The 21518-nt window shown below is 59.8% G+C and carries 20 protein-coding genes; 12 read left to right on the forward strand and 8 right to left on the reverse strand.

Annotation, left to right across the window (positions count from 1 at the left end; translation table 11 throughout):
* Positions 1–329: 329 nt before the first annotated feature.
* From VC35_RS02870 to VC35_RS02880, 3 genes are all read right to left on the reverse strand, one after another.
* Positions 330–1988, reverse strand: a complete 1659-nt coding sequence (locus VC35_RS02870) for a cation acetate symporter (protein WP_046037654.1) — start codon at positions 1986–1988, stop codon at positions 330–332.
* Positions 1985–2296, reverse strand: coding sequence for a DUF485 domain-containing protein (locus VC35_RS02875; RefSeq protein ID WP_008052644.1), 312 nt, complete (start codon positions 2294–2296; stop codon positions 1985–1987). Before VC35_RS02875 ends, VC35_RS02870 begins: the two co-directional genes overlap by 4 nt.
* Before the next feature lie 228 nt (positions 2297–2524).
* Positions 2525–3376, reverse strand: a complete 852-nt coding sequence (locus VC35_RS02880; RefSeq protein ID WP_046037655.1) for a glycine betaine ABC transporter substrate-binding protein — start codon at positions 3374–3376, stop codon at positions 2525–2527.
* A gap of 287 nt (positions 3377–3663) precedes the next feature.
* On the opposite strand from VC35_RS02880, the gene VC35_RS02885 reads away from it, so the two are divergent.
* The gene (locus VC35_RS02885; RefSeq protein ID WP_046037656.1) at positions 3664–5259 is read left to right on the forward strand and encodes a glycoside hydrolase family 17 protein; all 1596 of its coding nucleotides are present in this window, start codon (positions 3664–3666) and stop codon (positions 5257–5259) included.
* 141 nt (positions 5260–5400) lie between these two features.
* On the opposite strand, the gene VC35_RS02890 is transcribed toward VC35_RS02885, so the two are convergent.
* Positions 5401–5769, reverse strand: coding sequence for a hypothetical protein (locus tag VC35_RS02890; protein WP_046037657.1), 369 nt, complete (start codon positions 5767–5769; stop codon positions 5401–5403).
* A gap of 225 nt (positions 5770–5994) precedes the next feature.
* On the opposite strand from VC35_RS02890, the gene VC35_RS02895 reads away from it, so the two are divergent.
* Both VC35_RS02895 and VC35_RS02900 read left to right on the forward strand, forming a co-directional pair.
* On the forward strand, positions 5995–7293 hold the full coding sequence (locus tag VC35_RS02895; protein WP_046037658.1) for a serine/threonine protein kinase: 1299 nt from the start codon (positions 5995–5997) through the stop codon (positions 7291–7293).
* Positions 7286–8074, forward strand: a complete 789-nt coding sequence (locus tag VC35_RS02900) for an MlaA family lipoprotein (protein WP_046037659.1) — start codon at positions 7286–7288, stop codon at positions 8072–8074. Before VC35_RS02895 ends, VC35_RS02900 begins: the two co-directional genes overlap by 8 nt.
* A 127-nt stretch (positions 8075–8201) precedes the next feature.
* Here VC35_RS02900 and VC35_RS02905 read toward each other — a convergent pair whose 3' ends face one another.
* Positions 8202–9116, reverse strand: a complete 915-nt coding sequence (locus VC35_RS02905; protein ID WP_046037660.1) for a DUF808 domain-containing protein — start codon at positions 9114–9116, stop codon at positions 8202–8204.
* Positions 9117–9250: 134 nt separating this feature from the next.
* Between VC35_RS02905 and VC35_RS02910 the strand changes: the two genes are divergently transcribed.
* A complete protein-coding gene (locus VC35_RS02910) occupies positions 9251–9856 on the forward strand; it encodes a TetR/AcrR family transcriptional regulator (RefSeq protein WP_046037661.1) in 606 nt (201 codons plus the stop codon).
* A gap of 103 nt (positions 9857–9959) precedes the next feature.
* On the opposite strand, the gene VC35_RS02915 is transcribed toward VC35_RS02910, so the two are convergent.
* A complete protein-coding gene (locus VC35_RS02915) occupies positions 9960–10418 on the reverse strand; it encodes an REP-associated tyrosine transposase (protein ID WP_046037764.1) in 459 nt (152 codons plus the stop codon).
* A gap of 209 nt (positions 10419–10627) precedes the next feature.
* Positions 10628–11068 (reverse strand): GlcG/HbpS family heme-binding protein, encoded by a 441-nt coding sequence (locus VC35_RS02920; protein WP_046037662.1) that lies wholly within the window; start codon positions 11066–11068, stop codon positions 10628–10630.
* Between the two features lie 268 nt (positions 11069–11336).
* Between VC35_RS02920 and gcl the strand changes: the two genes are divergently transcribed.
* The 8 genes from gcl (at position 11337) to VC35_RS02960 (ending at position 20916) form a co-directional block, all read left to right on the forward strand.
* Positions 11337–13112 carry a glyoxylate carboligase gene (gcl, locus tag VC35_RS02925; protein WP_046037663.1) on the forward strand — a complete coding sequence of 592 codons (1776 nt, stop codon included), beginning with the start codon at positions 11337–11339 and terminating at the stop codon, positions 13110–13112.
* A gap of 138 nt (positions 13113–13250) precedes the next feature.
* The gene (hyi, locus tag VC35_RS02930; protein ID WP_046037664.1) at positions 13251–14033 is read left to right on the forward strand and encodes a hydroxypyruvate isomerase; all 783 of its coding nucleotides are present in this window, start codon (positions 13251–13253) and stop codon (positions 14031–14033) included.
* A gap of 108 nt (positions 14034–14141) precedes the next feature.
* Positions 14142–15035: a 2-hydroxy-3-oxopropionate reductase gene (locus VC35_RS02935; RefSeq protein ID WP_046037665.1), complete on the forward strand. Its 894-nt coding sequence runs from the start codon at positions 14142–14144 to the stop codon at positions 15033–15035.
* 159 nt (positions 15036–15194) lie between these two features.
* Entirely contained in the window at positions 15195–16475 is a 1281-nt protein-coding gene (locus VC35_RS02940; RefSeq protein ID WP_046037666.1) for a glycerate kinase type-2 family protein, read from the forward strand.
* Complete coding sequence (pyk, locus tag VC35_RS02945; protein WP_046037667.1) at positions 16465–17880, forward strand: pyruvate kinase; 1416 nt, start codon at positions 16465–16467, stop codon at positions 17878–17880. Before VC35_RS02940 ends, pyk begins: the two co-directional genes overlap by 11 nt.
* A 185-nt stretch (positions 17881–18065) precedes the next feature.
* Positions 18066–18980 carry an urea transporter gene (locus VC35_RS02950; protein WP_046037668.1) on the forward strand — a complete coding sequence of 305 codons (915 nt, stop codon included), beginning with the start codon at positions 18066–18068 and terminating at the stop codon, positions 18978–18980.
* Positions 18981–19001: 21 nt separating this feature from the next.
* Complete coding sequence (locus tag VC35_RS02955; protein ID WP_046037669.1) at positions 19002–19826, forward strand: ion transporter; 825 nt, start codon at positions 19002–19004, stop codon at positions 19824–19826.
* Positions 19827–19917: 91 nt separating this feature from the next.
* Entirely contained in the window at positions 19918–20916 is a 999-nt protein-coding gene (locus VC35_RS02960) for a sulfate ABC transporter substrate-binding protein (RefSeq protein WP_046037670.1), read from the forward strand.
* Between the two features lie 59 nt (positions 20917–20975).
* Here the strand turns inward: VC35_RS02960 and VC35_RS02965 are convergent, their stop codons facing one another.
* Entirely contained in the window at positions 20976–21419 is a 444-nt protein-coding gene (locus VC35_RS02965) for a hypothetical protein (protein ID WP_046037671.1), read from the reverse strand.
* Positions 21420–21518 lie beyond the last annotated feature (99 nt).

Genomic DNA, 21518 nt, shown 5'->3' on the forward strand with positions numbered 1-21518 from the left:
GGATGAATACCGCAGCGAAGGTACGCCGAGCCTTAGCGAGGGGCCGTACGTTCGGGGCGAGCGTTTTTTTGGTTACTTTTTTTAGGCGCTTGTAAAAAAAGTGACTCGCCGTAAGGGCGAAACCATAGGTGGCCGTTACCGCAGGAATGGATATGTACACCATCAAAAAACACTCCGCCCGACCCAAAGTCTTCGCGAGCACGCCAGTCCCTACAGTAAATCGGCACATCCACGAAATTCAGGTCGATTACCGCCCAATAAAAAAATGCCCCGATCTCTCGACCAGGGCATTTCCAATCAACACAACTTAAACAGTCAAACCCAAACGCTTAGTGCGAAACAGCACCACTTGCACCCAGGCCAGTCTGCGAACGAACAAACTGCGGGAAGAACAGCGCCCGCTCATTGTCAGCCGCAGTGGACTTGTCGGTAACCGAGAAGAACCAGATCCCGACAAAGGCAATCATCATCGAGAACAGCGCCGGGTACTCATACGGGAAGATGGCCTTCTCGTGATGCAGGATCTGCACCCAGATGGTCGGACCCAGCACCATCAGGCCCACGGCACTGATCAGCCCCATCCACCCACCGATCATCGCACCGCGGGTGGTCAGCTTTTTCCAGTACATGGAAAGCAGCAGCACCGGGAAGTTACAGCTCGCCGCGATGGAGAACGCCAGGCCCACCATGAACGCAATGTTCTGGCTCTCGAACAGGATACCCAGACCAATGGCCAGTACCGCCAAGGCGATGGTGGTGATTTTCGAGACGCGAATCTCGTCCTTCTCGTTAGCCTTGCCCTTCTTGATCACGCTGGCATACAGGTCGTGGGACACCGCCGAAGCACCGGCCAGGGTCAGACCGGCAACCACTGCCAGAATGGTCGCGAACGCCACCGCCGAGATGAAGCCCAGGAAGATACTGCCACCCACCGCGTTGGCCAGGTGCACCGCCGCCATGTTGTTACCGCCCAGCAAGGCGCCAGCAGCGTCTTTGAAGGCCGGGTTGGTGCTGACCAGCAGGATCGCGCCGAAGCCGATGATGAAGGTCAGGATGTAGAAGTAGCCAATGAAGCCGGTTGCGTAAAGCACGCTCTTGCGAGCTTCTTTTGCGTCACTCACGGTGAAGAAGCGCATCAGGATGTGCGGCAGGCCAGCGGTGCCGAACATCAGCGCCAGACCTAGAGAGAACGCCGAGATCGGATCTTTCACCAGGCCGCCCGGGCTCATGATCGCTTCAGCTTTCGGATGAACCTTGATCGCCTCGGAGAACAGCATGTTGAAGTCGAAGTTGACGTGCTTCATCACCATCAGCGCCATGAAGGAAGCACCGGACAGCAACAGCACAGCCTTGATGATCTGCACCCAGGTGGTCGCCAGCATGCCGCCGAACAACACGTACAGGCACATCAAAATACCGACCATGATCACCGCAACGTGGTAATCGAGACCGAACAGCAGCTGGATCAGCTTGCCGGCACCGACCATTTGCGCGATCAGGTAGAACGCCACCACCACCAGCGAACCGCAAGCGGACAGCGAGCGGATCTGGGTTTGCCCAAGGCGATAGGACGCCACGTCGGCAAAGGTGTATTTGCCCAGGTTACGCAGGCGCTCGGCGATCAGGAACAGAATGATCGGCCAGCCCACCAGGAAGCCGATCGAGTAGATCAGGCCGTCGTAGCCGGAGGTGAATACCAGCGCGGAAATACCCAGGAAGGATGCAGCCGACATGTAGTCACCGGCAATCGCCAGACCGTTCTGCAAACCGGTGATCTTGCCGCCAGCGGCGTAGTAGTCGGCTGCAGAATTATTACGCTTGGAAGCCCAGTAGGTGATGCACAGGGTGGCACCGACGAAGGCGACAAACATTAAGATCGCCGACACATTAAGCGGTTGCTTCTGCACGGCACCGGTCAGGGCGTCAGCCGCCCAGGCGCCAGGCGCGAAAGCTGCGATGCTCAAAAGAGCCATTAGACGGCGGATCATTGCTGAGCCTCCTTGAGAATCGCGTTGTTCAGGTCGTCGAACTCGCCGTTGGCGCGTCGTACGTAGATACCGGTCAGGATGAAGGCCGAGACAATCAGCCCGACACCGATCGGTATGCCCCAGGTAATCGAGGACTCAGGGCTGATTTTCGCCCCCAGCACCTGCGGTCCATAGGCAATCAGAAGGATGAATCCGGAGTAAAGCCCTAGCATGATCGCCGAAAGAATCCAGGCGAATCGTTCCCTCTTGCTAACCAGCTCCTTGAAGCGCGGGCTGTTTTGAATCGAGAGGTAAATGCTGTCGTTCATTGTTTTTATCCTCGCAGCACAGATTTAGTTGGAACGGTATCCACTCTATGCGGCTGCGGGGCAGGTTCCAGACGACCTTAGTCTTAGAACCACATGACAGATTCGCCAATTTCCAGCACGTACAAAATAAATGTGGGAGCGGGCTTGCTCGCGAAGGCGTCATGCCAGTCAACTGACAGACAGCATTCGCGAGCAAGCCCGCTCCCACAGGTTAAAGCGAGGCGACTCTTACTTGATCCAGTCAGCCACACGCTCAGGGTGCTTGGCGACCCAATCCTTCGCAGCGGCTTCAGGTTTGGCACCGTCCTGAATCGCCAGCATGACCTGACCGATTTCATCCTTGGAGGCCCACTGGAAGTTCTTCAGGAACTTGGCCACTTCCGGCGCCTTGGCTTCCAGGCCCTTGCTGCCGATGCTGTTCACGGTTTCAGCCGCGCCGTACACGCCCTTCGGATCTTCGAGGAAGCGCAGTTTCCACTTGGCGAACATCCAGTGCGGTACCCAGCCGGTGACGGCGATGGATTCGTTCTTCTTCTCGGCACGGGTCAGCTCGGCAATCATGCCGGCGCCGGAACTGGCCTTGAGTTGGTAGCCGGTCAGGTCGTAGTCCTTGATTGCCTGATCGGTCTTGAGCATCACGCCTGAACCGGCGTCGATGCCGACAATGCGGTTCTTGAAGGTGTCGTCGGTCTTGAGGTCCTCGATGGACTTGGCCTTGACGTACTCCGGCACGATCAGGCCGATTTTCGCGTCCTTGAAGTTCGGGCCGTAGTCGACGACCTGATCCTTGTTCTTCGTCCAGTACTCACCGTGGGTCACCGGCAGCCAGGCCGACAGCATGGCGTCGAGTTTGCCGGTGGCCACGCCCTGCCACATGATCCCGGTAGCGACGGCTTGCAGCTTCACGTCATAACCGAGTTTCTGCCTGATCACTTCAGCCGCCACGTTGGTCGTGGCGACACTGTCCGACCAGCCGTCGACATAACCGATCGTCACGTCCTTGCCGGCGGCGCTCGCCACGGCCGAACTGATCGCCAGCACCAAAGCCGCACCTGCGCCCAAGAGTCGTCGCATCTTCATCGTTACTTCCCCGAAAGTGCTGCGCTCGACGGATGCCGAGTCGCTTAAACGTATTGTTATGGTGCACAGCGCCCCCATCACGCCCACCGCAAACTCGTTCGAACATCAGCGGAGTACTGACACTTGCGATAATCAACCTGACGCTCATGGCGACCTGCTCTACCAGCGACCTCAAGGCATCGAGAAACGACATCAGAAAGCCATTAATCCTCAGCGCTACAACCCCCCCCACCAAACCGCCCGAACTTTGCATGTCAAAATCATGCAGGCCACCAAGCACGCGGTAAATGCAGGTAACATGCGCCGCTTTGTTCCCACACGGCCTGACCATGTCCGCGACCTCCCGCTTCCCTTTTGCTGCTTATCTATTCGCTTGCCTGCTCGGGCTGTTTGCCCTTGGCGGATTCTGGTACGGCCTCGGCAAACCGGTGATCCTGCCGGACGTGGCCAGCGCGACGCACAAGCTGCAATGCGCCTCTTACACCCCGTTCGACAAGGATCAATCGCCGTTTGACGTGCCATTCAACTTGCGCCCCGAGCGTATGGATGCCGACCTCGCGCTGCTGTCCAAAAGTTTCGAATGCATCCGCACCTATTCCATGTCCGGCCTCGAAGCCCTGCCGGACCTTGCGCGCAAGCATGGCTTGAAGCTGATGATCGGCGCCTGGGTCAACAGCAACCCGGTGGACACCGAAAAAGAAGTCAACCTGTTGATCGCCTCGGCCAACGCCAACCCGGATGTGGTGAGCGCGGTGATCGTCGGCAACGAAACCCTGCTGCGCAAGGAAGTCACTGGCGCGCAGCTGGCGAAGCTGATCAACAAGGTCAAGAGCCAGGTCAAACAGCCTGTCACCTACGCCGACGTCTGGGAGTTCTGGCTCAAGCATCCGGAAATCGCCCCTGCCGTGGACTTCCTGACCATTCACTTGCTGCCGTACTGGGAAGATGATCCGTCGAACATCGACGCCGCCCTGCAACACGTGGCCGACGTACGCCAGGTGTTCGGCAACAAGTTCGCGCCCAAGGATGTGCTGATCGGCGAAACCGGCTGGCCAAGCGAAGGTCGCCAGCGCGAAACGGCCCTGCCGAGCCGGGTCAACGAAGCCAGATTCATTCGCGGCTTTGTCGCCATGGCCGAGCAACAGGGCTGGCATTACAACCTGATCGAAGCCTTCGACCAACCCTGGAAACGCGCCAGTGAAGGTGCGGTCGGTGGTTACTGGGGCTTGTTCGATGCCGATCGCCAGGACAAGGGCGTGCTGGCCGGGCCAGTGACAAACGTACCGTACTGGTCGCAGTGGCTGGCGGTGGGCGGCTTGATCTTCATCGGTACGTTGCTGTTCGGTGGACGGGTTCGCACGACGCGTTCGGCGCTGGTGCTGCCCCTGCTCGGTGCTTTGGCGGCGTGCTCGATTGGCGCCTGGGGCGACTTGGCACGGGTAACCACGCGTTTTACCAGTGAATGGCTATGGGTCGGATTGCTGACCGCTCTGAATCTGCTGGTGCTGGCCCATGCTGCGCTGGCGTTGAGCCCTCGTGGCGGCTGGCGCGTGCGGGCTTTTAACCTGCTTGAGCGCCGTGCTGGCTGGCTGGTTGCAACGGCAGGTTTCGCGGCAGCCGTGATGATGCTGGAACTGGTGCTCGATCCGCGTTATCGCAGTTTCCCGAGTGTCGCGTTCGTCGTGCCGGCGCTGGTGTATCTGTGTCGCCCGGTGAACGTGCCGCGCCGCGAGATTGCGTTGCTGACCTTCATCATCGGTGCTGGTATTGCACCGCAGTTGTTCCGCGAAGGTTTGCAGAACCAGCAGGCCTGGGGCTGGGCGCTGGTGAGTGTGTTGATGGTAGCTGCGTTGTGGCGCTGTTTGCGGGTTCGCAAGGTTTAACTCTTTAGCGACCTGACTGACCTCATCGCGAGCAAGCTCGCTCCCACAATTGATCTTTGTCGCACACAAATTTTGTGTTCACTGAAGATCTACTGTGGGAGCGACGGTGCGGCGATCCGACTTGCTCGCGATGACGGACTATCAGGCGCCCCGAGAAGCCCTGACCAACCGCAACCCCGCAATCACCACCGCAAACACCGCGAGCGTGGTGTTGTACAACGCCAGTGCCGGAAAGCCGAACACCAGCGCCAGCACCGCCAGCCACCACCCTGCCCGCCCCGGCACAATGAAGCCGACGATCGCAGCCGCCAACGCAGCCCATCCCAGGACTGCGAAGTGAATCATCAGCCCCAGGTTCGAACGCACCTGGCATTCCCAGCGATTCGCTTCATCCACGCAAATGCCGACCCACTGCGCATCCTCCATGAAGCCATAACGCGCGCCATAACTGGCGGCCAGCCAGACAGGCAGCAAAACAAGCAGCAGGATCACGGGCAGACGGCGGGACATGAAACACTCCAATTGGCGAAAAACGGCGGCCAGCTTAATCGCCCGAAAGCGTTTCGCAAGCTATAACAACTGATAACTGGTCATTCAATCGCTGCAAAGTGTATCGTCCAACTACTATTACTTCGAAATTAAGCCTGTTTGGTGCCGAGGCTTGGCACTTTGGCGCAGATCCGGTGGTCATAGCCTGCGAAATTCATTCGGCACCTTCTTCTAAGGGATTTAGTCATGCTCCGTTCCTTGCGCTTCGCCGCCTTGTTTGGCGGCCTTATATTGAGTGCGTCCGCACTGGCGGTCGATATTGACGCCGCCAGTTACGGCTACCCCCTGACCAACCCGTTCGAGGCGACCATCGCGACCACGCCGCCGGACCTGCGTCCGGAGCTACCCCTGGACGATGACATTGATCAGACAGTGCGCAGCGTTACCTTGCGCCCGGAACGGGCGTTCGAATTGCCGGACAATTTCTGGGCGGTCAAGAAACTCGACTACCGCATTGCCACGCAGGATCACGCCGCACCGCTGATTTTCCTGATCGCCGGTACCGGCGCGCGTTATGACAGCAGCCTGAATGAATACCTGAAGAAGCTCTATTACAAGGCCGGCTACCACGTGGTGCAGTTGTCATCGCCCACCAGCTATGACTTCATGAGCGCCGCATCACGCTTCGCCACACCGGGTGTTTCCAAGGAGGACGCCGAAGACCTGTACCGGGTGATGCAGGCCGTACGGGCACAGAACCCGAAAATGCCGGTCACCGATTACTATCTGACCGGGTACAGCCTGGGCGCACTGGATGCCGCTTTCGTCGCGCACCTGGACGAAACCCGACGCAGCTTCAACTTCAAGAAAGTCCTGCTGCTCAACCCGCCGGTCAACCTCTACACCTCGATCACCAACCTCGACAAGCTTGTGCAAACGGAAGTCAAGGGCATCAACTCCAGCACCACGTTCTATGAACTGGTACTGAACAAATTGACCCGCTACTTCCAGCAGAAGGGCTACATCGACCTCAACGACGCCCTGCTCTACGACTTCCAGCAGTCCAAGCAGCATCTGACCAACGAACAGATGGCCATGCTGATCGGCACCTCGTTCCGCTTTTCGGCGGCCGACATTGCCTTCACTTCGGACCTGATCAACCGTCGCGGCCTGATCACCCCTCCCAAGTTCCCGATCACCGAGGGCACCAGCCTCACGCCATTCCTCAAGCGTGCACTGCAATGCGACTTCGACTGCTACATCACCGAACAAGTGATCCCGATGTGGCGCGCCCGCACCGACGGCGGCAGCCTGCTGCAAATGATTGACCAGGTGAGCCTGTATGCGCTGAAGGACTACCTGCACGAAAGCCCGAAAATTGCTGTGATGCACAACGCCGATGACGTGATCCTCGGCCCTGGCGACCTGGGCTTCCTGCGCAAGACCTTCGGTGATCGCCTGACCGTTTACCCGTACGGTGGCCACTGCGGCAACATTAACTACCGCGTCAACAGCGACGCCATGCTGGAGTTCTTCCGTGGCTAAATATCTCCTGCTTTTCGCTGCGCTACTCTGTGCAAGTGTCGCCAATGCCGACAACAGCAAAGCCAATGCCCCCGTGGTCGTCGACAGCGATGGTTTCAAGGAACCACTGAGCAAACTCAAATTCAACCCGGGCCTGGACCAGCGCGAGTTCGAGCGTTCGACGCTCAACGCTCTGGCCGTCTACGACCCGCTGGAAGAGTGGAACCGGCGCGTGTATCACTTCAACTACCGCTTCGACCAATGGGTGTTCCTGCCGGTGGTCAATGGCTACCGCTACGTCACCCCGAGCTTCCTGCGTACCGGTGTCAGCAACTTCTTCAACAACCTCGGCGACGTGCCGAACCTGTTGAACAGCCTGCTGCAACTCAAGGGCCACCGCTCGCTGGAAACCACCGGGCGACTGCTGCTCAACACCACCATCGGCATCGCCGGCCTGTGGGACCCCGCCACCGCCATGGGCCTGCCGCGCCAGAGCGAAGACTTCGGCCAGACCCTTGGCTTCTACGGCGTACCGGCCGGCGCTTACTTCATGCTGCCGATCCTCGGTCCGTCGAACCTGCGTGACACCGGCGGTCTGGCGGTGGATTACACAGCCGAGAATGCGATCAACTTCCTCAACGTGGCCGAAGTCAGCTCCAACCATCCGGAAGTGTGGATCCTGCGCGGCATCGACAAGCGCCACCAGACCAACTTCCGCTATGGCCAGATGAACTCGCCATTCGAGTACGAAAAAGTGCGTTACGTGTACACCGAAGCGCGCAAGTTGCAGATCGCCGAGTAAACAAGGCACCCCAAAAACACTGTGGGAGCGGGCTTGCTCGCGATGAGGTCGTTACATTCAACATTGATGTTGACTGTTACACCGCCATCGCGAGCAAGCCCGCTCCCACATTTGTTATGTGTTGCCTTCAGCCTTTCAAGGCTTTCCAGATTTTGCTGACAGCCATGACGCCAACCAACACCACCGCCCCCGCCACAATCCCCGCCACGCCATTGAGCAGCACCGGCACGATAAATCCGCCGCCACCCGCCGCAGCACCGACACTTTCGATCCAGTGATGCACCACCGGCACACCGTGCGTGAGGATCCCGCCGCCCACCAGAAACATCGCCGCGGTGCCAATCACCGACAAGCTTTTCATCATGTACGGTGCCGCACGCAGAATCCCGCCGCCGATGCTTTTCGCCATCTGCCCGGGTTTCTGGGTCAACCACAGGCCCAAGTCGTCGAGCTTGACGATACCCGCCACCAATCCGTACACGCCGACGGTCATGACAATGGCAATGCCAGAAAGCACGATGATTTGCTGGGTCAATGGAGCGCCGGCCACGGTGCCGAGGGTGATGGCGATGATTTCCGCCGAAAGAATGAAGTCGGTGCGGATCGCGCCTTTGATCTTGTCCTTCTCGAACGCCACCAGGTCAGTGGCAGGGTCCGCCACCGCCTCGACCAACTGCGCATGCTCGGCGACGTCTTCGGCCTTGCTGTGCAGGAACTTGTGGGCGAGTTTTTCGAAGCCTTCGAAGCACAGATAGGCGCCACCGACCATCAATAGCGGTGTGACCAGCCACGAAATGAACGCACTGATGGCCAGCGCCGACGGCACCAGGATCAGTTTATTGATGAACGAGCCCTTGGCGACCGCCCAGACCACCGGAATTTCCCGCTCGGCACGCACGCCGCTGACTTGCTGGGCATTGAGTGCCAGGTCGTCGCCGAGTACGCCGGCCGTTTTCTTGGCGGCCATTTGGGTCATCAAAGACACGTCGTCCAGCACGGTCGCGATGTCGTCGATCAGCACCAGCAAACTGCTTCCTGCCATGAATCGGGTTTCCTTCTGCAATGAATGCGCAGCAGCATAGCGCGACATAAGAGCCCACGGTGCATTCTTGAGCGCCGCGCGAGGCCGGTGATACCATGCGCAACCGCCAGAACAGGCAAGGAATCACCCGGTTTATGAGCACTATCCGCGAGCGCAACAAACAACTGATCCTGCGTGCCGCCAGTGAGGAATTCGCCGACAAAGGCTTCGCTGCGACCAAAACCAGCGACATCGCAGCCAAGGCGGGATTGCCAAAGCCCAACGTCTACTACTACTTCAAGTCCAAGGAAAACCTCTACCGCGAGGTTCTGGAAAGCATCATCGAGCCCATCCTGCAGGCCTCGACACCGTTCAATCCGGACGGCGAGCCCGGTGAAGTACTCAGCGGCTACATTCGCTCGAAGATCCGCATCTCCCGCGACCTGCCTTTCGCCTCCAAGGTGTTCGCCAGCGAAATCATGCACGGCGCCCCCCACCTGAGCAGCGATCTGGTCGAACAGCTCAATGGCCAGGCCAAACACAACATCGAGTGCATCCAGACCTGGATCGACCGCGGGCAAATCGCCCCCATCGACCCCAACCACCTGATGTTCAGTATCTGGGCCGCGACCCAGACCTACGCCGACTTCGACTGGCAGATCACCGCCATCACCGGCAAGGCCCGGCTGGACGAAGAAGATTATGAAGCGGCGGCGCAGACGATTATCCGGTTGGTGCTCAAGGGGTGTGAGGCGGATTGATGGACAGCGGTGCTACCAATCGCGAGCAGGCTCACTCCTACATTTGGAATGCATTCCCCTGTAGGAGTGAGCCTGCTCGCGATCGAGACGACACGGTTTCAGATCAAACCCAGATCGCATCCCACAACGGATAGTCACCAAGCTTCTCTACCAGCCCAGCCCGCAACGGGTTGGCTACTACATATCGAGCCATCTTCACCAAATCATCTTCCCGCCGCAGTGCCCGATCATGAAATCCTCTCTGCCAGAGACTGGTGGTTCGACCGGTAGACTGCCTCACGGCTTTGGTACTCATCGACTTGGTTTTCTGCATCAGCTCACTCAAAGATCCCCTCTGCAACTCAATTAACCAATGAAAATGATCTGGCATGACCACCCAGGCCAACGAGTTCGCAAAGCCAAGTGTTTGTGCGTTTCGAAACTCATCGACCACCAGCCTGCCCAAGGTGAAATCCTTGAAAACCGGGGTCCTGTGATGTGTATTGGTGGTTAACAGATAAATTCGACTGGTTTCGGCATAGCGCCCGACTCGCAATCGGTGTGCAGCAGGTGAATCCGGCATTCCTTTGCCTCCCATGATCAGGTCATGAGAAGCCTAGTTCTGTGGATTCAAGTGGGCGGGCAAACTATTGGCTGGATGTGACTGGAAGATAGCTATCGCGAGCAGGCTCACTCCTACAGGGGATTCTGGCATTCAGACAATTTTGTGTCCGACCACAAACCCTGTAGGAGCGAGCCTGCTCGCGAAGGCGATTGATCAGACGCTACAGATCAAGCCGCCACCCCAGCATCCGCCACCAACCCCAGCGCCTCGATCGCATTGATCGCGCACTGCTCGTCGACATCCGACAGATCGCCGCTGATCCCCACCGCCCCCAGCACGTTCCCATCCTGATCGCGAACCAGCACACCACCCGGTGCCGGCACGACGCTGCCCTGCCCCAGGCTGTTCAACGCAGCGATAAACGCCGGGCGTTGCTGGGCGTCCAGCGCCAGCAGGCGTGAGCCCTTGCCCAGCGCGATGGCGCCCCAGGCTTTACCGATGGCGACGTGCGGGCGCAGCAGGCTGGCGCCGTCTTCGCGTTGCAGGGCGATCAGATGCCCGCCGGCATCCAGTACCGCAATGGTCAAGGGTGCCGCAGAGATTGCACGCCCTGCGGTGATGGCCTCGTTGACCAGGTTGACTGCGACTTTCAAGGTTAAAGCGCTCATGGTGCCGTCCTCATTTTGTTTTTCGGAAAGTCGGTGGGCTGCGCCGTTGTGCCGCAGCCCGATGCAACAAATAGAACACAATGAATTATTTTTTTGTATACAATAATTCTCGAAAGGCGCCACATGCGACGAAAAGCCACAGTAGAACGGGCTTCCGACGAATGAAACAAGCGCTTGAGAAAATGGATTGACCTGCGCCGTCCGCCGTGAATACACTCTGCGCAAAGCCACTTGTATACAATTACAAAACGTAAAGAGGCACAAAACCATGAGCAAAATGAGAGCAATCGAAGCCGCCGTTCTGGTGATGCGCCGTGAAGGGGTCGATACCGCTTTTGGCATCCCGGGTGCCGCCATCAACCCGCTGTACTCCGCCTTGCAAAAGGTTGGCGGCATCGATCACGTACTCGCTCGCCACGTTGAAGGCGCCTCGCACATGGCCGAGGGCTACACCCGTACCAAGGCCGGCAACATCGGCGTGTGCATCGGTACTTCCGGCCCTGCCGGCACCGACATGGTCACCGGGCTCTACAGCGCCTCGGCCGACTCGATTCCAATCCTCTGCATCACAGGCCAGGCACCCCGCGCCCGTATGCACAAGGAAGACTTCCAGGCTGTCGATATCACCACCATCGTCAAGCCAGTCACCAAGTGGTCGACCACCGTCATGGAACCGGGCCAGGTGCCTTATGCGTTCCAGAAGGCTTTCTATGAAATGCGCTCCGGCCGTCCAGGCCCAGTGCTGATCGACCTGCCGTTCGACGTGCAGATGGCCGAAATCGAATTCGACATCGACGCCTACCAGCCGCTGCCATTGGCCAAGCCGAGCGCTACCCGCGTGCAGGTGGAAAAAGCCTTGGCCATGCTGGATCAGGCCGAGCGTCCATTGCTGGTGGCCGGTGGCGGCATCATCAATGCCGACGCCAGCGATCTGTTGGTGGAGTTCGCCGAGCTGACCGGCATTCCGGTTATCCCGACCCTGATGGGCTGGGGCACCATCCCGGACGATCACCCGCTGATGGTGGGCATGGTTGGTCTGCAGACTTCGCACCGCTACGGCAACGCAACCATGCTCAAGTCCGACGTGGTTCTGGGCGTGGGCAACCGTTGGGCCAACCGTCACACCGGTTCGGTTGACGTGTACACCGAAGGCCGCAAGTTCATTCACGTTGATATCGAACCGACCCAGATCGGCCGCGTGTTCACCCCGGACCTGGGCATCGTTTCCGACGCCGCTGCCGCGCTGACCGTGTTCATCGAAGTCGCTCGCGAATGGCAAGCCGCCGGCAAGCTGAAGAACCGCAGCGCCTGGCTGCAAGACTGCCAGCAGCGTAAAGCCAGCCTGCAGCGCAAGACTCACTTCGACAACGTGCCGGTCAAGCCGCAACGCGTTTACGAAGAAATGAACCAGGTGTTCGGCAAAGACACCTGCTACGTCAGCACCATCGGTCTGTCGCAGATTGCCGGCGCGCAGTTCCTGCACGTCTACAAGCCGCGTCACTGGATCAACTGCGGTCAGGCAGGCCCGTTGGGCTGGACCATTCCGGCAGCGCTGGGTGTGGTCAAGGCCGATCCGAACCGTAAAGTCGTGGCCCTGTCGGGGGACTATGACTTCCAGTTCATGATCGAGGAATTGGCGGTGGGCGCGCAGTTCAAGCTGCCGTACATCCATGTTGTGGTGAACAACTCGTACCTGGGTCTGATCCGTCAGGCTCAGCGCGGTTTCGACATGGACTACTGCGTGCAGCTGTCCTTCGACAACCTGAACGCGCCGGAACTCAACGGCTACGGTGTCGACCACGTCGCAGTGGCCGAAGGCCTGGGCTGCAAGGCACTGCGCGTATTCGAACCGTCTCAGATCCAGCCTGCCCTGCGCAAGGCCCAGGAGCTGATCGAAGAGTTCAAGGTTCCGGTGATCGTCGAGATCATCCTGGAGCGTGTGACCAACATTTCCATGGGCACCGAGATCAACGCCGTCAACGAATTCGAAGACCTGGCGCTGGTCGGCGACGACGCACCGACTGCGATTTCGTTGCTCGATTAACTGCTGACCGCTCCCCCTGTGGGAGCGGGCTTGCCCGCGAAGACGGCTTCACATTCAACAGAGATGTTGACTGACCCACCGCTTTCGCGAGCAAGCTCGCTCCTACAAGGGGCCTTCACACATTTACGGGAGACCACCATGCCGCGTTTCGCAGCCAACCTGTCCATGCTGTTCACCGAACAGGACTTTCTCGCCCGTTTCGAAGCGGCCGCCAAGGCCGGCTTCAGTGGTGTCGAATACCTGTTCCCGTACGACTTCAGCTCCGCCGAAATCAAGGCCCAGCTCGACGCCCACGGTCTGACCCAAGTGCTGTTCAACCTGCCGGCCGGTGACTGGGCCAAGGGCGAGCGCGGTATCGCGTGCCTGCCGGACCGGGTCGAAGAGTTCCGTGCCGGTGTCGACCTGGCCATCGCTTACGCGCAAGTGCTGGGCAACACCCAGGTCAACTGCCTGGCCGGTATTCGTCCGCAGGGCTTTGACGATGCCACCGTGGAGAAAACCTTCGTCGCCAACCTCAAGTACGCGGCCGACAAGCTGCAAGCGGCGGGTATCAAGCTGGTGATGGAAGCGATCAACACCCGTGACATTCCAGGTTTCTACCTGAACAACACGGCGCAAGCCCTGTCGATTCGCGAGCAGGTCGGCAGCGCCAACCTGTTCCTGCAGTACGACATCTACCACATGCAAATCATGGAAGGCGATCTGGCCCGCACCCTGCAATCGCACCTGGGCGAGATCAACCACGTGCAGCTCGCGGACAACCCGGGGCGCAATGAACCAGGTACCGGTGAAATCAACTACCGCTTCTTGTTCGAACACCTGGACCGCATCGGTTATCAGGGCTGGGTCGGTTGCGAATACAAGCCGCTGACCACCACTGAAGCGGGCCTGGGCTGGTTGAAAACCCATAACGCGATCTGAGATTGAACCGGATCTCTGTGCCGAGGGAACAAGCTCCCTCGCCACAGGGTGTGCTCGTCTCAGCTACGTAGACAAAATTTGGCTACACAAAAACAAGAGGATTTTCTCATGGCTAAAATCGGATTTATCGGCACCGGCATCATGGGCCACCCAATGGCGGCGAACCTGCAGAAAGCCGGTCACAGCCTGTTCCTGTCGGCCCACCACGACCCTGCGCCTGCCGACCTGGTTGCCGCCGGCGCCGTTGCCTTGGCGAACCCGAAGGAAGTCGCCCAGGAAGCCGAGTTCATCATCGTCATGGTGCCCGATACCCCGCAGGTCGATGACGTGCTGTTCCGTGCCGACGGCATCGCTGCTGGCGTGGGTAAAGGCAAAGTCGTCATCGACATGAGCTCGATCTCGCCAACCGCCACCAAGGCTTTCGCGGCAAAGATCAACGAAAAAGGCGCGCAATACCTCGATGCCCCGGTATCCGGCGGTGAAGTCGGCGCCAAGGCTGCGAGCCTGAGCATCATGGTCGGCGGCGATGCCGACGCTTTCGAACGCGCCCTGCCGCTGTTCCAGGCCATGGGCAAGAACATCACCCTGGTCGGTGGCAACGGCGACGGCCAAACCGCCAAGGTGGCCAACCAGATCATCGTGGCCCTGAACATCCAGGCCGTGGCTGAAGCCCTGCTGTTCGCTTCGAAAAACGGTGCCGATCCAGCCAAGGTGCGTGAAGCACTGATGGGCGGTTTCGCGTCCTCGAAGATCCTCGAAGTCCACGGCGAGCGCATGATCAAGGGCACCTTCGATCCAGGCTTCCGCATCAGCCTGCACCAGAAGGACCTGAACCTGGCACTGCAAGGCGCCAAGGAGCTGAACATCAACCTGCCGAACACCGCCAACACCCAGCAAGTGTTCAGCACCTGCGCGGCCATCGGTGGCAGCAACTGGGACCACTCGGCGCTGATCAAGGGTCTGGAACACATGGCGAACTTCTCGATTCGCGACAAGAAGTAAGCCCTGCCTGAACCTGCATTAAACCTGTGGGAGCGAGCCTGCTCGCGATGAAATCACCGCGGTGTACCTGATACACCGCGGTGCCTGGATCGCGAGCAGGCTCACTCCTACAGAGATCAGAGTTGCCCTTTCGAATAACAAGAATTCCGGGAGCCCGCCATGTCGGTCGATCCGCAACAATTGCTGCGCGAGCTGTTTGCCACAGCCATCGACGCGGCGCATCCGCAACAAGTCCTCGAAGCCCATTTGCCTGCCGACCGCAGCGGTCGCGTAATCGTCATTGGCGCCGGCAAAGCCGCAGCCGCCATGGCCCAGGTGGTCGAGCGCTGCTGGCAGGGTGAAGTCTCTGGCCTGGTGGTGACCCGTTACGGTCACGGCGCACCTTGCGAAAAAATCGAAGTGGTCGAAGCCGCGCATCCGGTACCGGACGCTGCAGGTCTGGCCGTGGCCAAACGTGTGCTGGAACTGGTCAGCGACCTCAGCGAAAACGACCGCGTGATCTTCCTGCTCTCCGGTGGTGGCTCTGCCCTGCTGGCACTGCCGGCCGAAGGCATCACCCTGGCCGACAAGCAGTCGATCAACAAAGCCCTGCTCAAATCCGGCGCGACCATCGGCGAGATGAACTGCGTACGCAAGCACCTCTCGGCGATCAAGGGCGGCCGCCTGGGCAAAGCCTGCTGGCCTGCCACGGTCTACACCTATGCGATTTCCGATGTGCCGGGCGACCTCGCCACGGTCATCGCCTCCGGCCCTACCGTGGCCGATCCGAGCACCTCGGCCGAAGCCCTGGCGATCCTCAAACGCTACGCCATCGAGGTTCCGGCTTCGGTGCGCACCTGGCTGCAAAGCCCCGAGTCGGAAACCGTCAAACCCGGCGACCCGAGCCTGGCCCGCAGTCATTTCCAGTTGATCGCCCGCCCGCAGCAATCCCTTGAAGCGGCGGCGGTGAAATGCCGTCAAGCCGGGTTCAGTCCGCTGATTCTCGGCGACCTGGAAGGCGAATCCCGCGAGGTGGCGAAAGTCCACGCCGGCATCGCCCGACAAATCGTCCTGCACGGTCAGCCGCTGGCGGCGCCCTGCGTGATTCTCTCTGGCGGTGAAACCACCGTGACCGTACGCGGCAATGGCCGTGGCGGACGCAATGCCGAGTTTCTGCTGAGCCTGACCGACAGCCTCAAGGGCCTGCCCGGCGTGTTCGCGCTGGCCGGCGACACCGATGGCATCGACGGTTCCGAAGACAACGCCGGCGCGATCATGACCCCGGACAGCTACGCCCGCGCCGCCGCATTGGGTCTGAGCGCCAGCGACGAGTTGGACAACAACAACGGTTACGGCTACTTCGAGGCACTCGACGCGCTGATCGTCACCGAGCCGACCCGTACCAACGTCAACGACTTCCGCGCCATTCTGATCCTTGAGAGCACTAAACATGACGCCTGATAAAAAGGTCAAAATCCTCGCCACCCTCGGTCCGGCCACCGATGGCATCGACGCCATCCGTGAGCTGGTGCTGGCCGGGGTCAACATCTTCCGCCTGAACTTCAGCCATGGCGATCACGCCGACCACGCCCAGCGTTTTCAGTGGATCCGTGAAGTCGAGCGCCAGCTGAATTATCCATTGGGCATCCTGATGGACCTGCAAGGCCCGAAACTGCGGGTCGGCAAGTTCGCCGAAGGCAAGGTGCAACTGGTACGCGGCCAGGCCTTGCGCCTGGACCTCGATGCCACCCCGGGCGATGAGCGCCGGGTCAACCTGCCCCACCCGGAAATCATCGCCGCGCTGGAGCCGGGCATGGACCTGCTGCTGGACGACGGCAAGCTGCGTCTGCGGGTGGTGACCAAGTACGCCGACGCCATCGACACCACCGTGCTCAATGGCGGCGAACTGTCAGACCGCAAAGGCGTGAACGTGCCACAAGCGGTGCTCGACCTGAGCCCGCTGACCGCCAAGGATCGCCGCGACTTGACCTTCGGTCTGGAGCTTGGGGTGGACTGGGTAGCGCTGTCGTTCGTGCAACGTCCCGATGACATCCGCGAAGCCCGTACCCTGATCGGCGACAAGGCGTTCCTGATGGCCAAGATCGAGAAGCCATCGGCCGTCGAACAACTGCGCGAGATCGCCGAATTGAGCGACGCGATCATGGTCGCCCGTGGTGACCTGGGCGTGGAAGTGCCGGCCGAAAGCGTGCCGCAGATCCAGAAGAACATCATCAGCACCTGCCGCCAGCTCGGCAAACCGGTGGTGGTGGCGACCCAGATGCTGGAGTCGATGCGCTTCTCACCGGCGCCAACCCGCGCCGAAGTCACCGATGTGGCCAACGCGGTGGCCGAAGGTGCGGACGCGGTGATGCTGTCGGCGGAAACCGCGTCCGGCGAATACCCGCTCGAAGCCGTGCAGATGATGAGCAAGATCATCCGCCAGGTGGAGAACGGTCCGGACTATCAGACTCAACTCGACGTCAGCCGACCGAAAGCCGAGGCGACTGTTTCCGACGCGATCAGCTGCGCCATTCGCCGCATCAGCAACGTGCTGCCGGTGGCGGTGCTGGTCAATTACAGCGAGTCTGGCGCGTCGAGCCTGCGTGCGGCGCGGGAGCGGCCGACAGTGCCGATCCTCAACCTGACACCGAACCTGCAGACCGCCCGTCGCCTGAGCGTGGCGTGGGGTGTGCACTCGGTGGTCAATGACCGCCTGCGTCAGGTCGATGAAGTCTGCTCCACGGCACTGGAGATCGCACAGGCCCAGGGCATGGCACAGCGTGGCGACACACTGTTGATCACAGCAGGTGTGCCCTTTGGCCAGCCGGGATCGACTAACTCTTTGCGTATCGAGACGTTGATTTAAGAACCGCATTTGTGGCGAGGGGGCTTGCCCCCGTTCGACTGCGTAGCAGTCGTTTTCCGGCATGACGGGTTCCCAAGAGAAACCGCATTCACCGGATCCGGGGCCGCTTCGCGCCCCAACGGGGGCAAGCCCCCTCGCCACAGATTTGTGCAGCACCTTTGATTTTTCACTGCCCAGATTTCATCATGCCTGCCCACCACTTCAACACCCACTGCCCCGACTGGGCCGAAGCATTGCTCAACGGCTTCAGCCAGATCTTTCTCCAGCGCAATCCGCTGTGCGGCCTGCTGTGCGTCCTGGCCATTTTGTTCACTGCGCCCGCCTTGCTCGGCGGCGCCTTGCTCGGTGGTGTCGCCGGGCTGCTCACCGCGCAACGTCGCAACTATGCCAAGGCGGATCGTCAGGCCGGGTTGTTCAGCTACAACGGCGTCCTGCTCGGACTGTTATTGAGCCTGTATTTCCCCTGGTCGGCGATGATGCCGCCACTGATTCTGGCCGCCGGTGGCCTGAGCGCGATGGTCACCCAGCAGTGGCTCAAGCGCCTCCGGTTCAGCCAATACCTGCCAGCCTACACCGCGCCCTTCGTCGGGTTGGGCTGGTTGCTGCTGTGCTTCGCCACGCCCTCGACTGAGCCGCACTTGATCGAAGTCAGCACCCTGAACATGCTCGCCGCGCCACTCAAAGGCATTGGTCAGGTGATGTTCCTTGGTCATCCACTGGCCGGTGCGATGATTGCCACCGGTTTGCTGATCGCTGATCGCCGCGCATTCTGCTGGGCATTGCTGGCGTCTGTCGCGGGCATGGGCTGGAGCCTGCTGAACCACGATTTCTATACCGCACTGCTCGGCCTCGGTGGCTATAACGCCGTGCTGGCCGCCCTCGCCTTCAGCTCCCTGCGTCGTCAACCGTGGCTGCCGCTGCTTGGCATCGGCCTGGCGCTGTTGCTGACGCCGGTGTTTGCCGCCATCGGTCTGCCCACGCTGACCGCGCCGTTCATTCTTGCCGGCTGGCTGATCCGCAGCGTTGTGCAAATGCTCGGCAAAGCCACGGTCGACAGCGCGCCTTGCGCTCCCGGGGAGAATCAACCTAGGCTGCGCTGATTTGCGGCCAAGGCGATGTGCATGAACAGCAACGACACGTGGCGTAATCGCCTGTACGTGATTATTTTCCAGACCGACACCGTCGCCGGTCGACGCTTCGACTCCACCCTGCTGCTGATCATCCTCGCCAGCCTGGTGGTGGTGATTCTGGACAGCATCGATGACGTCCACCAGAATTACGCCAGCCTGCTGGCGTACATCGAGTGGGGCTTCACGGTGATCTTCCTCGGCGAGTACATCCTGCGCCTGTACTGCTCGCCAAAACCGCTGCACTACGCGTTCAGCTTCTATGGGCTGGTGGATCTGCTGGCCATCGTGCCCGGCATCCTCGCGCTGTATTACAGCGATGCCCAGTACCTGCTGATCATCCGGGTGATCCGGATGCTGCGGATCTTCCGCGTGCTCAAGCTCGGTCCTTATCTCAAACAAGCCCATTACCTGCTCGATGCCTTGCGCGGCAGCAAGCAGAAAATCCTCGTGTTCCTGCTCAGCGTCTGCACGCTGGTCATCGTGTTCGGCACCCTGATGTATGTGGTCGAAGGCCCGCAACATGGCTTCACCAGCATTCCCAAGGGCATTTACTGGGCTATCGTCACCCTTACCACCGTCGGTTACGGCGACATCGTGCCCAAGACCGCACTGGGCCAGGTCATCTCGTCGATGGTGATGATCACCGGTTACTCGATCATCGCCGTGCCCACCGGGATCTTCACCGCCGAACTGGCCACGGCCATGCGTGGCGGCCAGTTGCATCGCGACTGCCCGGTGTGTGCCAAGGACAGCCATGAACCCGAGGCGTCGTTCTGCTCGCGTTGTGGCAATGCATTGTTCAAAAAACTGGAATAAGCAAAGAGCTTTTTAATCTTTAAGGGACTAAACGAGCCCAGTTATAGTCGCTGGCAAATTGCCCCACTTTTAATAGAACAAGGAATTCGCAGTGAAAAAACTCTTTGGCGCCTCACTTCTCGCCGCAGGCCTGGCCCTGGGCAACATCGCCCAGGCTGCACCAACCCTGCTCAACGTTTCCTACGACGTGATGCGAGATTTCTACAAGGACTACAACACTGCGTTCCAGAAACACTGGCAAGCCGAGCACAACGAAAACATCGTCCTGCAAATGTCCTTCGGCGGCTCCAGCAAACAGGCGCGTTCGGTCATCGACGGCCTGCCAGCCGATGTCATCACCATGAACATGGCCACCGACATCAACGCCCTGGCAGACAACGGCAAACTGGTGCCGGACAACTGGGTCACGCGCCTGCCGAACAACAGCGCGCCGTTCACCTCGGCCACCGTGTTCATCGTGCGCAAGGGCAACCCGAAAGCCCTGAAAGACTGGCCTGACCTGCTCAAGGATGGCGTACAGGTCATCGTCCCGAACCCGAAAACCTCCGGTAACGGTCGCTACACCTATCTTTCTGCCTGGGGCTACGTGCTGAAAAACGGCGGCGACGAAAACAAGGCCAAAGACTTCGTCGGCAAACTGTTCAAGCAAGCGCCAGTACTCGACACCGGCGGCCGTGCCGCCACCACCACCTTCATGACCAACCAGATCGGCGACGTGCTGGTGACCTTCGAAAACGAAGCGGAAATGATCGCCCGCGAGTTCGGCCGTGATCAGTTCGAAGTCATCTACCCAAGCGTTTCCGCCGAAGCCGAGCCACCGGTGTCGGTGGTCGACAAGACCGTCGACAAGAAAGGCACCCGTGCGGCGGCCGAGGAATACCTGAAGTACCTGTGGTCGCCGGAAGGTCAGGAGATTGCCGCGGCGAACTACCTGCGCCCGCGCGACCCGGCCGTGCTGGCCAAGTACACCGACCGCTTCCCGAAAGTGGACTTCCTGTCGGTCGAGAAGACCTTCGGCGACTGGCGCACCGTGCAGAAGACCCACTTCAATGATGGCGGGGTTTTCGACCAGATCTACAGCGGTCAGTAATCGCTGAGCGGCAATGAAAAAGGCGACCTGTGCAGGTCGCCTTTTTTGTGGCTGCCATTTCAGCTCAGTTTGCCGCAGAAAATATTCTGGTTCCCGTCGGCCGGGCTTTCACGCACAACCAACGAATAGCCGCCCGCTCGAAGAGTCTCGTAGGCGATCGGTGCGCTTTTCCAGAAATACTGGTGCGACGCTGCTGAATAGAACCTCGCATTCGGCCCGTCGTTCATGTCATAGGCCGGTTTCGCACCCAGGCTCGCACAGCTTCCCGGATAGATATAAGCCTGCAAACGGCCCGGCAAAGCACTACCCATGCTTTCGCCACTGACCGCAAACCAGAACACCGTTGCATTACCGTCGGACATCATGATGGGCCGGGCGATTCTCCCGGCATTGATGGAAGTAGCGTTCAGGGGAACGTTGGTGACCTGACGATCAGGCACCGTCGAGCACCCGGAGATCGACCCAACCGCTACCACCAACGCCAGCGACGATACGATTTTCATCGTGATACTCCCGCTTGAAAGGACGCGTTGAAGTGATCCCCCTGTTGATTCTAGTTGTCAGGCAAATGTGGGCATTTCTTCGGATGGTCGGTCAGGCCT

Source organism: Pseudomonas fluorescens (assembly GCF_000967965.1).
Classification (GTDB): Bacteria; Pseudomonadota; Gammaproteobacteria; order Pseudomonadales; family Pseudomonadaceae; genus Aquipseudomonas; species Aquipseudomonas grandcourensis.